Annotated in this window: 10 protein-coding genes; 5 read left to right on the top strand and 5 right to left on the bottom strand. The window is 62.0% G+C overall.

Annotation, left to right across the window (positions count from 1 at the left end; genetic code table 11):
* The 4 genes from G3O01_RS42775 to G3O01_RS42790 form a co-directional block, all read right to left on the bottom strand.
* On the bottom strand, positions 1–245 hold a 245-nt coding region (locus G3O01_RS42775; protein ID WP_205813523.1), incomplete at its 3' end, for a hypothetical protein.
* 7 nt (positions 246–252) lie between these two features.
* Positions 253–2,397: a phospholipase C, phosphocholine-specific gene (locus G3O01_RS42780; protein WP_205813524.1), complete on the bottom strand. Its 2,145-nt coding sequence runs from the start codon at positions 2,395–2,397 to the stop codon at positions 253–255.
* Positions 2,398–2,512: 115 nt separating this feature from the next.
* Positions 2,513–2,878, bottom strand: a complete 366-nt coding sequence (locus tag G3O01_RS42785; RefSeq protein ID WP_205813525.1) for a hypothetical protein — start codon at positions 2,876–2,878, stop codon at positions 2,513–2,515.
* A 198-nt stretch (positions 2,879–3,076) separates the two neighbouring features.
* On the bottom strand, positions 3,077–4,570 hold the full coding sequence (locus G3O01_RS42790) for an amino acid racemase (RefSeq protein ID WP_205813526.1): 1,494 nt from the start codon (positions 4,568–4,570) through the stop codon (positions 3,077–3,079).
* Positions 4,571–4,897: 327 nt separating this feature from the next.
* On the opposite strand from G3O01_RS42790, the gene G3O01_RS42795 reads away from it, so the two are divergent.
* From G3O01_RS42795 to glgA, 3 genes are all read left to right on the top strand, one after another.
* The gene (locus G3O01_RS42795; protein ID WP_205813527.1) at positions 4,898–5,341 is read left to right on the top strand and encodes a response regulator; all 444 of its coding nucleotides are present in this window, start codon (positions 4,898–4,900) and stop codon (positions 5,339–5,341) included.
* 244 nt (positions 5,342–5,585) lie between these two features.
* Positions 5,586–6,173, top strand: a complete 588-nt coding sequence (locus tag G3O01_RS42800; RefSeq protein ID WP_205813555.1) for a YSC84-related protein — start codon at positions 5,586–5,588, stop codon at positions 6,171–6,173.
* Positions 6,174–6,595: 422 nt separating this feature from the next.
* Positions 6,596–8,221, top strand: a complete 1,626-nt coding sequence (gene glgA / locus G3O01_RS42805) for a glycogen synthase GlgA (RefSeq protein WP_205813528.1) — start codon at positions 6,596–6,598, stop codon at positions 8,219–8,221.
* Between the two features lie 118 nt (positions 8,222–8,339).
* Here the strand turns inward: glgA and glgX are convergent, their stop codons facing one another.
* A complete protein-coding gene (gene glgX / locus G3O01_RS42810) occupies positions 8,340–10,511 on the bottom strand; it encodes a glycogen debranching protein GlgX (RefSeq protein WP_205813529.1) in 2,172 nt (723 codons plus the stop codon).
* 198 nt (positions 10,512–10,709) lie between these two features.
* Between glgX and G3O01_RS42815 the strand changes: the two genes are divergently transcribed.
* Together G3O01_RS42815 and G3O01_RS42820 are read left to right on the top strand one after the other, a co-directional pair.
* Positions 10,710–13,178, top strand: a complete 2,469-nt coding sequence (locus G3O01_RS42815) for an ATP-binding protein (protein ID WP_205813530.1) — start codon at positions 10,710–10,712, stop codon at positions 13,176–13,178.
* 27 nt (positions 13,179–13,205) lie between these two features.
* Positions 13,206–13,640: a response regulator gene (locus G3O01_RS42820; RefSeq protein WP_205813531.1), complete on the top strand. Its 435-nt coding sequence runs from the start codon at positions 13,206–13,208 to the stop codon at positions 13,638–13,640.
* The last annotated feature ends 17 nt before the right edge of the window (positions 13,641–13,657 follow it).

Consider the following 13,657-nt stretch of genomic DNA (forward strand, 5'->3'; position numbering starts at 1 on the left):
TTGGGGGCCCTCAGGCGGAGGTCAAGAACGGGCGGTGTTAGCCCGCTTTCTTTGCTTACTTTCTTTGCGGCGGCAAAGAAAGTAAGTGCCGCCCCGCACAGGGGCAACGCCTGAAGCAGGCAAGACATATCGCGGATGCCAGCAAAAACACAAGCAAACCAAACAAAGCGTCGCCAGACAAAAATCAGAACAAAAAAAACCTCGACATGAAATCTCACGCCGAGGCCAACCTTGCGCTGCTGCAAAAAAACCTTACGACGCCGCCATCACTGGCACCACAGCCGCCGGATCACTGATACTAACCTTCCCGTTCTCGACATGCCCGGCCAACCGGCGCTGAAACGCCGCGTCATCGTTATCGCTCACCGTCAGGTCATACCAGTGATGACTCGCCGACAAAACCCATGCTTCTTCAATCGAAGCGCCGGCAGGCACAATCACAGGCCGCGGATGCGCGCCATACGCATTATCGACCACCGACAGACGCGCAATGCTGTCACCGTGATTCGTGAACTTCAGATACACGTTGCCATTGCCAACGTCGTAATGCGTCTTTACCTCAGGCTGCGCCGGCTTGCGATTGTGCCCCGGAACACCCGCCACGTTAGCGCCAGGCTGCGCATTCCCCGCAAAATTGCGGACAAAACCATTCGGGCCATACACGGTGAACGCATACGCGCCATTCGTCGAAGACAGATTGAACACATCCTTCAGCGTCTTGCCCGCTTCAACCGTATAGCGCCACGGACCATCCGTGCGGTTGCTCGAATACACATAGAAGTGCGCGCCCTGATCGCCCGTGTTGCCAAATTCGATCGTCAGCGAATTCGCCTTTTCGTCGACCTTGCCGTTCACATGCAATTCATACGGCAATGCACGCGCGAAGCGGATGCCCGGCTCCTGCGGATCGATCGGACCCGGCACGGCAGGCACCGTCGGCGCAGGCTGCGTCGCGCACTGGTTGTCGGCGAGGCTCTTGTAGTTGCTCGTGTCCGGCAGCGGCGGCATCTTCGCGTCCGGCGTGCGGAAATCGAAGGCCGTCGTCAGATCGCCGCACACCGCGCGGCGCCACGGCGTGATGTTCGGCTCATGCACGCCAAAACGCGTTTCGATAAAGCGGATCACCGACGTGTGATCGAACACCTGCGAGCACACGAAGCCACCCTTCGTCCACGGCGAGACAATCGTCATCGGCACGCGCGGTCCGAGACCGTACGGCAGGTTGTCGACCGTGTAGCTGCCGCCGCGTCCCGGATTCACCACGTTGTGAATCTCGCCGTCCGCCGTCACCGTCGACAGACCCTGCGCGCGCGACGTTGCCACCTGCGGCGGCACGACGTGATCGAAGAAACCGTCGTTCTCGTCGTACATGATGAAGAGCACCGTCTTGCTCCACACCTCGGGGTTCGACGTCAACGCATCGAGAATCTGCGACGTATATTCCGCGCCGTACGCCGGCGTGTACTTCGGATGCTCCGAGTATGCGGCGGGCGGGCACAGCCACGACACCTGCGGCAGGCGGTTGGCCTGCACATCGGCCTTCAGGTCGTCGATCGTGCGCACCGTCTGCGCGCGCTGGAACAGCGACGAACCCGGCTGCGCGTTGATGAAGTTCTCGAAGTTCTGCAGGATGTTCGTGCCGTAGTTGCCGTTCAGCGGGTCCGAGCCATCCGTGCCCTGCTGATAGATCTGCCACGAAATGCCGGCTGCTTCGAGACGCTCCGGATACGTGGTCCACGACAGCAGTTGATACTTCGGCGGCACGTCGCCGTCCACGAAATCGTTGTTGTCGAGCAGCGGGCCGCCCTTCGTGCCCGTCGGGTCGACCGTGCCCGTCATCAGATACGAACGGTTCGGGTGCGTCGGGCCGGGCAGCGAGCAGAAGTACGCGTCGCAGATCGTGAACGCATCGGCCAGCGCGTAGTGGAACGGAATGTCCGAGCGCAGGTGATAGCCCATCGTCATGTCGGTCTTGTTGGCGGGCCACTGGTCGTAGCGGCCGCCGTCGATCGCGCCGTGCGTCTTGTACCACGAGTGATCCAGATCGCCGACGCATTGCGCGCTCGTGGTCTGCGTGTTCAGGTGGAACGGCAGTACGGGTTTGGTCGCATCGGCCTTCGACGGCTGATACCAGACGGGCTTGCCGTTGGGCAGCGGAATCGGGAAGCGGTCGTTGTAGCCGCGCACGCCGCGCATATGGCCGAAGTAATGATCGAACGAACGGTTCTCCTGCATGAACACAACAATGTGCTCGACGTCACGGATCGAGCCCGTACGCGAATTGGCCGGAACGGCAAGCGCATTGCGGATCGATTCCGGCAGCATCGTCACAGCGGCGGCAGCGCCCGCGGACGTTGCAGCGGTCTTTAGAAAACGGCGACGGCTATTGGATGTCATGATGTTATTGCCTTCTTCTCGGGGGGAAAGGAATTAACAATGGAATAACCGCGCGCATTCACGCGCGTTTCTTTATTGCTTTGATTCGTTATTTCTTTAGTGCGTGAACATCGGTTCAATGGCTGTCGTCGCCCGGCGCATAGCGGAGAACGGGCGCGATCTGCTGGTTGTCGGCGGCAAGGCTCGCCTGCGCGCTCAGAATGGCGGCGCTGTCCTGCGCGTTGTCCTGTGAGTTGCCGGACGCATTCATCCTGTCGCCTGCGGGCGTATTGAATGCGCTTGCCGAATTGCCCATTGCGGCAGACGGCAACGGCGATGCAGCCGCGCTCAGTACGGAAGGCCCGCCGTTATTGGCTTGCGAAGCGCTCTGTGTAGTGTTGCCGACCGTGGCGGCATCGTCGGCGCCGCAGGCGGCGAGCGCGACCGATGTGAGCGCAACGATTGCACCCACACGCAAAGTAGAGAGAGGAAGTCCGTTCATTCGAGCATCCTGGTTCCAGCGCTATACGTTCGATAACGGCCGCAAACAACGCTGGCCGTCGCTGGAAACGCAGTCTGAAGTCGAATGAAGAAATTATTGTGAAACGTTTGCCAACGAAAAGAAATTCCTTGTAATTTTCTTTAGCGGAAAGCGATTAGAAAGCGAAAAGAAACACCACAGTCATTTGCTAAACGCTTATCAAAGCATTTCGGCATTAAATGCCGTATTGCTTTGTGCGCGCTTCGCATAGGCGGCATATTCGACCGGCACGCTTGCCTGTTGCGCCTGCTCCCGCGTGGCAAGCGGCTTGCCGCGCGTGTGCTCGACGCAACATCTCGCGAGCACATCCGTCGGATCGACGAGATGCGCGGTGCGGCCTTTGCGCGTCACCGTCGCCGCATCCGGAAAGAGAAGCGGCAACTCGGTGCAGGCCAGCAGAATAACTTCAACCTGTTGCAACAACAGGCTCTCGACGGCCGCGATGATGTCGTCGGCACATTCGCCGCTCGTAAAGCCCGCCTTCACGCCGCGCGCACCATAAATCGCGTTCGTCACGCGCGCCTGCATCGCGAGCGGCGGCAGCACCTGAATCATGCCGCGCGCCTCGAGTGCCGTGCGATAGACGCCGCTTGCAATCGTGCCGTCCGTCGCCAGCAGGCCGATGCGATCGACAGTGGGAAAAGCCGTGCGCAGATAGTCCGCCGTCACGTTCATCATGTTGACGATGGGCACGCGCAGACGTGATTCGATGGGCGCGATGAACGCGTGCGCGGTATTGCATGGAATCGCAATCAGATCGGCACCGCCGTCCTCGAGCTTTTTGCAGGTCGCGTAAAGCGCGAGCGACGGGTCCACACCGAAACCCGTCAGATAGTCGGTGCGATCGGGAATCTGCGGGTTCTGCTCGACGATAACCTTGATATGCTCCTGATCGCGCGCGGCGGGCGTATTGCGCACCACCTTCTGCAGGAAGTCGACGGTGGCGGCCGGCCCCACGCCGCCGACCACGCCAAGTTTCATCTCGCGCATTGGTTTGCGCTGCCCAGCAAACAGAAGATGTTGCGCATACACCGAATAGCTGTCGATCACAGGCACAGCCTGCGCGCCCAACCGCCGCAGCGATAACGCGCTGTCTGCGCTCCCCGGCAGCAGCACGTCGACGCCCTGCCCGATCAGCGCTTCGCAAGCCGCGCGCAGTCCGGTCGCACGCTGCACGCCAATGCTCACCACTTCCACGCGCACCCGCTCGCCGTATCGTTCGAACAGGCGGCTTTCACACAGAGCGGGCGTCGTCAGCACGCCAATCCGTCGTGCCATGGGAAAGCGCTGTCGAATATGCACAAATAGCGCGGCGATCATATCGACGATGGCGAGTGCCGTGTTTTGCTGCAATTCGTCAATGAAGAGATGGCTTTCAAAACATGGCAGCGCAACGGCAGGCAATCCACGCTGCTCGAAATCCCGTATCGAATCGAATACGCGCAATTTGTGTTGCACCGATCCCGCAATATAAGGAAAGGACGCGCGGCGCTCCAACTCCGATATGCGCTCGACGGCGATATCCAGTGGCTGAAAGGTTCGCGCCGCCGCATTCGCATCATGCATCTTGCGCAGCACATCCACGCTTGCCAGACGCGCCGCGCCGCCGACCATGCCGAGCGCACGCCGTCCCATCACAGACGATGTATTCATAGTCCCTCGCTTGCTGTCTTTATTGGAAGCGCGAATTGCGGCGCCGATCAGAATATAAATCCGAATACGCGTTTATGTCGCACGAATAAAACGGACTTTCACCCCTTTCACCCCTTTTCAACCGTTCAACAACAGGGCTTTCGCTTATTCGTAATCTTTAGCGCCCCGCCATTGGCGTTTTCTTCCTGGTTAACCCTGAGATGCGGCGAAATTGTTAATTGAGCGCGACTCATGCAATTCGTAAAGGAATCGCGGGTCCATCCCTTGCTGATCTTCGCGGTTCTGGAGAACGACAAAGGCGCCGAAGCGCCAACAGGAGACCGAACGATGCCAACCAAGAACCCGCACGACGACGAAGACGAGTTGCAATGGCGACCCGTCGGCCCGCACATGAGCGACAACCGCCGCGTGCTGGTCGTTGATGATTACGCCGATGCTGCCGACGCGTTGCAACTGCTGCTGTTCGCGAACGGCTTCGAATGCTGCGCAATGCACGGCGCCGAGGACGTCTGCGAGTTCGCCTCCGATTGGCAGCCGTTTGCCGTGGTGCTCGACATTGCGATGCCGGGCGTCGACGGGCTGGAGCTCGCGCGCCGCCTGCGTGCACGCGGATCGACCGCGCATATGTTGCTGATCGCGTGTACGGGTTACGCGTCGCAACGCGACCGCGAACGCGCACGTGAAGCCGGCTTCGACGCGCATTGCGCAAAACCGCTCACACCCCAACGTCTGCTCGAACTGTTAAAGCGCGCCACGTCCGATACGGCATAACACGCGTGTAATTCATACATACCTCGGTGCTTCACGGGACCACGTCCATACCGCAGAGGACTGATTGCGTGGCCTCGCGCAGGCCGGACGGCATCGGCAAGCGCCTGCGGACAGGGCAGGCACGCGAACTGCTGTCACAAGCTCAGTCCTTGCTGCACAGGGCTTCACGCCCTGCGCGGCGACGGCACAGCCCCAAGGGAGGTGCTGGCCGGCGGACCTCGCGATGATAGACAGGAGAACGATGATGCATAGAAGAAAATTCATACTGAGCACCAGCGCCGCACTTGCTGCCGGCGGCCTGGCCCTCTCGGGCTGCACGATGACGGGTGAGCATTCCAGCACCAACGCGAGCAACGCGGACAAGCGCCGCGCAATCGATTCAAGCGTCGACGAAACGCTTTCGCGCCTCTATACGACGGCGCATGGCTCGCGCGAACTTGTCTCGAAAGCGCGCGGCGTGCTGGTGTTCCCGTCGGTCGTCCAGGCGGGGTTCTGGATCGGCGGGCAATATGGCCAGGGCTCTTTGCGCGTCGGCGGGCAAACGGTGGGTTACTACAGCACGGCGGCAGGCTCGTTTGGCCTGCAGATCGGCGCGCAATCGAAGGGCGTGGTGTTCCTGTTCATGACGCAGGACGCGCTGGACCAGTTCCGCAACAGCAACGGCTGGTCGGTTGGCGGCGACGCGACGGTCGCGCTCGTGAAGGTGGGTGCGAACGGCAACATCGATACGACGACGGCCACCAAGCCGGTGCAGGCATTCGTGCTGACCAACGCCGGCCTGATGGCGGGCGTGTCGCTCGAAGGTGCGAAGATTTCGCGGCTGGATATCTGACAGCCCGAAGCGGCTGCGGGGCGTGCAATGCGCCCTGCCACGGCCGCGCGGCACGAGCGATCCATCGCGAACGCTCGTGCCGCTTTAAAGCATCCATGTAAAACCCTCTGCTTTTTCCGCCAGCTTTTACATTCGCGCGAATCCCTTCATCGCGTGCGCATATTCACCAAGTTGACGCATTTCATCCTCTACAGTGCTTCATGCACAGCAGCAAAGCCAGCCGTAAAGATCTGAAGAAAATCGCAAGCCGCGCCGCATAAGCCTCGCGCAAAAACTTGCATTTGGCACACCGCTTGCTGTTTATCGAAGCCGTCCGTCCCACACCTCTCGCCGACCCGATTCGCCACGCGAATCGCGCCTGCCATTTGCGGCGGCTTTTCAAGCGTCTCACTCGATCTGTTCTTTCACCGGGAGCCATAACCTTGACGCTGAACGTCCTTCTCGTCGCCTCCGAGGCGGTGCCGCTGGCGAAGTCCGGTGGCCTGGGCGACATGGTGAGTGCGTACGCCGCTGCGTTGCGCGATGCGGGCGTCGATTCGACCATTCTGCTGCCTGCGTACCCTTCGGCGCTGGAACACGCCGTCGGTGTGACGCCCATTTGCCGCATCGGCGGATTGCCGGGTGGCGACGCGCGGCTGCTACGCGCGCACATGCCCGACACGGGCGTGCCCGTGCTGCTGCTGCAGATGGACCATCTGTTCAAACGCGACAACCTCTATCAGGACGAGCAGGGCCGCGATTATCTCGACAACGCGATCCGCTTTGCGTCGCTGTCGGCCGCTGCGACGCGCATTGCGCGCGGCGTGCGCGGCGTGCAGAAGCCCGATATCGTGCATGCACACGACTGGCACACTGGCCTCACGCCGCTGCTGATGAAGCTGGCCGGCGTCACGGCCAAAAGCGTCTTCACCGTGCACAACCTGGCTTTCCAGGGCAACTATCCGCTCGCGCTCGGCAGCTGGATGGGCGTGCCGCCCGAACTGCTCGCGCCCGCGCTGACGGACCCGCGCAGCGTCGAATTCTACGGCGCGCTGAGCATGATGAAGGCGGGTATCGTGCACGCGCACCAGGTCGTGACCGTCAGCGAAAACTACGCGCGCGAAATTCTCACGCCGCGCTTCGGGCATCTTATGGAAGGCGTGCTGCAGGCGTGCTCGCACAAGCTGTCGGGAATCACGAACGGTATCGACGGCGAAACGTGGAATCCCGCTGCCGACCCGCTGATCGCGCGCCCCTATTCCGTCGACGACGTGCGCGGCAAGCAGGCCTGCAAACGTGATCTGCAGCAGACCTTTGGCCTGAGCGTCGATCCGTTCGCGCCGCTCGTCGCGATCGGCAGCCGTCTCACGTCGCAGAAACTCGCGGACGTCGTGGCGGACGCGCTGCCGCTGCTGCTCGCGCGTCATCCGCGTCTGCAGGTTGCGATTCTCGGTAAAGGCGATGCGTACCTCGAGGCCGCGATGCGCGATCTCGCCACGGCGTGGCCGCAGCGCGTCGGCGTGCATATCGGCTATGACGAAAGCCTCGCGCACCGGTTGCATGCGGGCGCCGATATTCTGCTGCACGGCAGCCGTTTCGAGCCGTGCGGTCTCACGCAACTCTATGCGCTGCGTTACGGCACGATTCCCGTCGCGTCGCGCGTTGGCGGACTGCGCGACACGATCGTCGATTACACGCCCGAACGCTCGCCCGAACTCGGCTTGCCCGAAGATGGCGCAACCGGTTTCCTGTTCGACGGCGAAACGCCTGAAGACGTCGCGGCGGCCGTGCAACGCGCGCTCGATGCCTTCATGCGCCCTTCGTCGTGGCACACGCTGCAACGCAATGCGATGCAAGGCGACTTCAGCTGGCGCAAGCCGGTGCAGGCGTATCTGAAGCTCTACAGCACGCTGACGGATGCACGCCCGGCACAGCCGCGTGTCGATGTCGAGCGGATCGCGGCAGCTTCGGCGCAGCGCCGCACGAATGTGGGCGGTGCGACTGGCAACGGACAGCCGGCATGGAGCACTGGAGGAGCGTCACAGGAGACGGTGGCACGCAGCGCGTGATTTACGTAACTGCGGCATGACGTGCAAATGAAAACGGACCTCTTCTCGCGAAGAGGTCCGTTTTTCTTTTTGCTACTCCCACTTCCTCTCAGGCCCGCCACTAACCTTCCAACGGCAATTACTCTGTGAGGCGCTCTTCGAGCCGCTGGAAGATCCGCTTCGTCTCACCCTTCGCATGCAACGCGAACAGCAGCAGCGAACGGCCTGTCACCTGATACACATCGCCCGATTCGAAATCGGGCAATTCATCGCGTTCCGGTGCATTCGTGTCGATCATACAGCTCCATTGATCGCTGCCGGGAATTTCCGGCAACGTGAAGTCGACGACATCGTGATACGCATTGATGACCAGCAGCAACGTCGCATCGGACGCCGGACGACGGATGCCGCTCGCCTGCGCACGTCCGTCGATCACGAGGCCAAAGCAGCGCATCGCCGGATCGGCCCATTGCTCGTCTGTCAATTCGACGCCGGCCGGGCTTAGCCACTTCACGTCCTTCACGCCGATGTCCTCGCGCATCTCGCCCGTCAGGAAGCGATTGCGCCGCAGCACAGGCAGCGTGTGACGCAGCGTCGTCAGCTTGCGCACGAAACCGGCAAGCGCATGACCGCGCTCGTCGATACCCTTCCAGTCGACCCAGCTAATCTCGTTGTCCTGGCAATACGCATTGTTATTGCCCTTCTGCGTGCGCCCGAACTCGTCGCCCGCGAGCACCATCGGCGTGCCTTGCGAGAACAGCAGCGTCGCGAGCAGATTGCGCTTCTGGCGCTCGCGCAATTCGATCACTTCGGCGTCGTCAGTCGGGCCTTCCGCGCCGCAATTCCACGAGCGGTTGTCGCTGTGTCCGTCGTTGTTGTCCTCGCCATTCGCTTCGTTGTGGCGCTCGTTGTACGAGACGAGATCGTTCAGCGTGAAGCCGTCGTGCGCGGTGATGAAGTTCACGCTCGCCCACGGCCTGCGCCCGCGCCGGTTGAAGAAGTCGCCCGATGCCGTGAGGCGCGTCGCAAGTTCCGCCGAAGTCGCTTCGTCGCCCTTCCAGAACGAGCGCACGGTGTCGCGAAAGCGGTCGTTCCATTCAGCCCAGCCCGGCGGGAAACCGCCCACCTGATAGCCGCCCGGCCCGCAATCCCACGGCTCCGCGATCAGCTTCACGCTGGAGATGATCGGGTCCTGCCGGCAACTGTCGAGAAAGCCGCCGCCTTCGTCGAAGCCATACGGCTCGCGCCCGAGAATGGTCGCGAGATCGAAGCGGAAGCCGTCGACGTTCATCTCCGTCACCCAGTAGCGCAGGCTGTCCGTGACCATCTGCAGCACGCGCGGATGCGAGAGATTCAGTGTGTTGCCCGTGCCCGTGTCGTTGATGTAGTAGCGTGACTCGTCGGGCATCAGCCGGTAGTACGACGCGTTGTCGATGCCGCGAAACGACAGCGTCGGCCCGCGCTCGTTGCCTTCCGCCGTGTGGTTGTAGACGACGTCGAGAATCACTTCGAGACCGGCGTCGTGCAGGCGGTCGATCATCTCCTTGAACTCGTCGATCACACCCGGGCCGCGCGCAAAATAACGCGGATCGGCCGAGAAAAAACCGATCGTGTTGTAGCCCCAGTAGTTGGTCAGCCCCTTGTCGAGCAGGGTTTGATCGTTGACGAACGAGTGGATCGGCAGCAGCTCGATGGTCGTCGCGCCGATGCGTTTGATATGGTCGATCACCGCCCTTTGCGCGAGTCCGTCGAAGGTCCCGCGCATCTTCTCCGGCACATCGGGATGCAGCTTCGTATAGCCGCGCACATGCGTCTCATAGACGATGGTGCGGTCCCACGGCACGCGAATACGCGTCGGGTGTGTCCAGTTGAAGGTCTGATCGACCACCTGGCTCTTCGGCATGAATGGCGCGCTGTCGCGTTCGTCGAACGAGAGGTCGTCTTCCGTTTCGAGCGTATAGCCGAACAGCGACGGGTCCCAGCGCAACGCACCGACCTGCGCCTTCGCATACGGATCGAGCAGCAGCTTGTTCGGATTGAAACGATGTCCGGCTTCGGGCTCATACGGCCCATGCACGCGATAGCCGTAGACGGTGGCCGGCTTCAGGCCCGCCACATGCACATGCCACACTTCATCGGTGTATTCGGGCAACTCGATGCGTTCGAGTTCGTTCTTGCCTTCGTCGTCGAACAGGCACAACTCGACCTTTGTCGCATGCGCGGAAAAGAGCGCGAAGTTGACGCCTTTGCCATCCCAGGTCGCGCCGAGCGGAAACGGCAAGCCCTCGGAGATGCGGGAATCGGTCGGCATGGTTGTGATCCTCAGGCGAATGATGTGGGCGCGGCACAGCCTGGCTGCACGAACGCGGGAAACGCATAGCCGTAGCAATCGGTGTACCTGACAGGCAATGGCGATCGGCTTCGGATGCACGCACGGCACGGCCATGCCTCGCTGAGCAGAACCCGCAACGCGTATGCGAGAATGGCGCGACCGTCACATGGAGAAAGCATGTCGAACGCACCGGGCGTCAACGAGCAGCATAACGAAGACATGGCGAGCGCGATGGTCGATTGCGCGCGCGAACCCATCCATATCCCGGGAGGCATCCAGCCGCATGGCTTTCTCTTTAGCGTAACGGACGACGGCACCGTCATACAGGCGAGCGCGAACGTTGCGTCGCTCGCTCAAACCCCGCTTGAAAATGTGCTGGGCAAACCGCTGTCCAATGTGCTCGGCGAAGCGGCAACGCTGGCCATCCAGGCGCTCGCGTCACTCGAAGCAGAAAGCTCGGAAGGCGTGCCGCTCTACGTCGGTTCCATCGACGATCCACGCGGCGCAACGCAGCGCGGTACACGCCCGTCGCCGTTGGCCATCGTCGTGCACCGCTACCAGGGCGTGGCCTTCGTCGAACTCGAACCTGCGCGCGGCACGGCCGATGTGTTCTCGTCGATGTATCCGCTCGTGCGCACCTTCATCAACCGCCTGCAGGAAGTGCAGAGCGTCGAGGATCTGGCCGCGCTCGCCGCGCAGGAAGTGCATCGCATCACGGGCTATGGGCGCACGCTCGTGTATGACTTCGACGACGAAGGCAACGGCCACGTGATCGCCGAAGCGCTCGATGCCGGCTATCCGTCGTACATGGACCAGCGCTTTCCCGCCTCCGATATTCCGCCGCAAGCGCGCGCGCTCTACGTGCGCAACCGCATCCGCCTGATCGCCGACGCCGACTACGTGCCCGCACCGCTCGTGCCCGCGCTGAGTCCCGTCACACATGCGCCGACCGATCTGACCTACGCGTCGTCGCGCAGCGTGTCGCCCGTGCATGTGCAGTACATGAAGAACATGGGCACATGGTCGTCCATGTCGATGTCGATCGTCGTGCGCGGCAAGCTGTGGGGTTTGATCTCGTGCCATCACGCGAGCGCGCGCGTGCCGCCGTTCGAAGTGCGCACCGCGTGCGAGCACATTGCGCAGGTGCTGTCGCTGCAGGTCGAAGCGAAGGAAGATCACGCCGAAGCCGAACACCGGCTCGAACTGCGCCGCCGCCAGTCGCGCCTGCTCGCGGCAATGGCGAATACCGATCACTTCATCGACGCGCTCGCCAACGACCCGCGCGAACTGCTCGCGCTGACCAATTCGACGGGTGCCGCGATCGTGTTCGACGGGCGCATCGTGCCCGTGGGAAACGCGCCCGACGAAGCGACCATCGAGCAGCTGGTCGCGTGGCTCGACACACAAAGCGACGACATCTGGTCGACCGACGATCTCGCGCAGGCATGGGGACGCACTGCGCATCCCGAGTACGCGGGCATGCTGGCGTTGTCGATCTCCAGGCTGTTTCGCAACTACGTGATCTGGTTTCGGGCGGAAGTCGTGCGCACGCTCAAATGGGCGGGCGATCCGCGCGTGAAGCTGTCGTCGCTGTCGGCCTCGCTGTCGCCGCGCGAAAGCTTCGACACATGGACGGAAACCGTGCGCGGCCGCTCGTCGCCGTGGCGCCAGGCGGAGCTTGAAATCGCTGTCGAGTTTCGCACCGCGTTGCTCGGCATCGTGCTGCGGCGCGCCGAAGAACTCGCGCAACTGGCGATGGAACTGGGCCGCGCGAACGAAGAACTGGAAGGCTTTTCGTACACGGTGTCGCACGATTTACGCGCGCCGCTGCGGCATATCGTCGGTTTTGCCGATCTGCTGCGTGACATGGACAGCGCAAAGCTCTCGGAGCGTGGACGGCATTTCGTCGAGCGGATCATCGGCGCCGCGCGCTTCGGCGGCAAGCTGGTCGACGACCTGCTCGCGTTCTCGCAGATGGGCCGCGCCGCGCTGCGCCCGCAAAGCGTCGACCTGCGCACGCTCGCGCAAACGCTGGTCGCCGACGAACAGCGCAACACGGGCGAACGGCCTATCGACTGGCGCATCGGCGATCTGCCGCAGGTCACGGCGGACCCCGTGCTGCTGCATGTGGTGCTACGGAACCTGATTGAGAATGCAGTAAAATTCAGCCGCCTTCATGACGATCCGACCGCGCCTGCCGTCATCGAGATTTCGAGCAGGGCGGGCGAAGGCGACCTGGCGGGACAGCGCGTCGTGTTCGTGCGCGACAACGGCGTCGGCTTCGACATGCGCTATGTGGACAAGCTGTTCGGCGTGTTCCAGCGGCTGCATCGCGCGGAAGAATTTGAAGGAACAGGCATCGGGCTTGCGAGTGTGCGACGTATCGTCGAACGCCATGGCGGTACGACATGGGCCGAGGGAGAATTGAACAAGGGCGCAACCGTCTATTTCTCGTTGCCGCTCTCGTTCACACCTGATGCGGGTGCGCGTGAAGAAAGTGCGACGGCTGCCGTGGCAAGGCTCGCGGCACTGTCGCCAGGCCAGCCCTTCAGGCCCGTGCCGAAAGAGATCAACACGGAAGTCAACGCGGAAACGGGCGCGGACGCCCGCACCGCAGATGGCGCGAACGACGCCAGGCGCGCATGACGCGCTCATCACAACGAGGAACTACGCGTGCTTAGACCGATCTTGCTGGTGGAAGACAATGTCAACGACATCGAGTTGACGCTTATCGCGCTGGAAAAAACGCGGCTGGCGAACCCGGTCGTGTCGATTCGCGACGGCGCGGAAGCGCTCGACTATCTGCGCCGCGAAGGTCAGTACGCGGACCGCAAGGACGAAAATCCCGCTGTCATTCTGCTCGACAAGAAGCTGCCGAAGATCGACGGACACGAAGTACTGAAACACGTGCGCGGCGACGACAAGCTCAAGCGCATTCCCGTGGTGATGCTCACGTCGTCGCGGGAAGAAAAAGACCTGCTGCGCAGCTACGATCTCGGCGTGAACGCGTATGTGGTGAAACCCGTCGAGTTCGATGATTTCATGGCCGCAATCAACGATCTCGGCATGTTCTGGGCGGTGCTGAACGAACCGCCGCCTTATCGTTAAGACTCGCGTTAACAACG

This window comes from Burkholderia sp. Ac-20365, from assembly GCF_017104715.1.
GTDB lineage: Bacteria > Pseudomonadota > Gammaproteobacteria > Burkholderiales > Burkholderiaceae > Paraburkholderia.

What these genes read in the sequence shown, in the direction of transcription:
- G3O01_RS42780 (WP_205813524.1), bottom strand. Translation starts at nt 2,397, where the DNA reads ATGACATCCAATAGCCGTCGCCGTTTTCTAAAGACCGCTGCAACGTCC.
- G3O01_RS42785 (WP_205813525.1), bottom strand. Translation starts at nt 2,878, where the DNA reads ATGAACGGACTTCCTCTCTCTACTTTGCGTGTGGGTGCAATCGTTGCG.
- G3O01_RS42790 (WP_205813526.1), bottom strand. Translation starts at nt 4,570, where the DNA reads ATGAATACATCGTCTGTGATGGGACGGCGTGCGCTCGGCATGGTCGGC.
- G3O01_RS42795 (WP_205813527.1), top strand. Translation starts at nt 4,898, where the DNA reads ATGCCAACCAAGAACCCGCACGACGACGAAGACGAGTTGCAATGGCGA.
- G3O01_RS42800 (WP_205813555.1), top strand. Translation starts at nt 5,586, where the DNA reads ATGCATAGAAGAAAATTCATACTGAGCACCAGCGCCGCACTTGCTGCC.
- glgX (WP_205813529.1), bottom strand. Translation starts at nt 10,511, where the DNA reads ATGCCGACCGATTCCCGCATCTCCGAGGGCTTGCCGTTTCCGCTCGGC.
- G3O01_RS42815 (WP_205813530.1), top strand. Translation starts at nt 10,710, where the DNA reads ATGTCGAACGCACCGGGCGTCAACGAGCAGCATAACGAAGACATGGCG.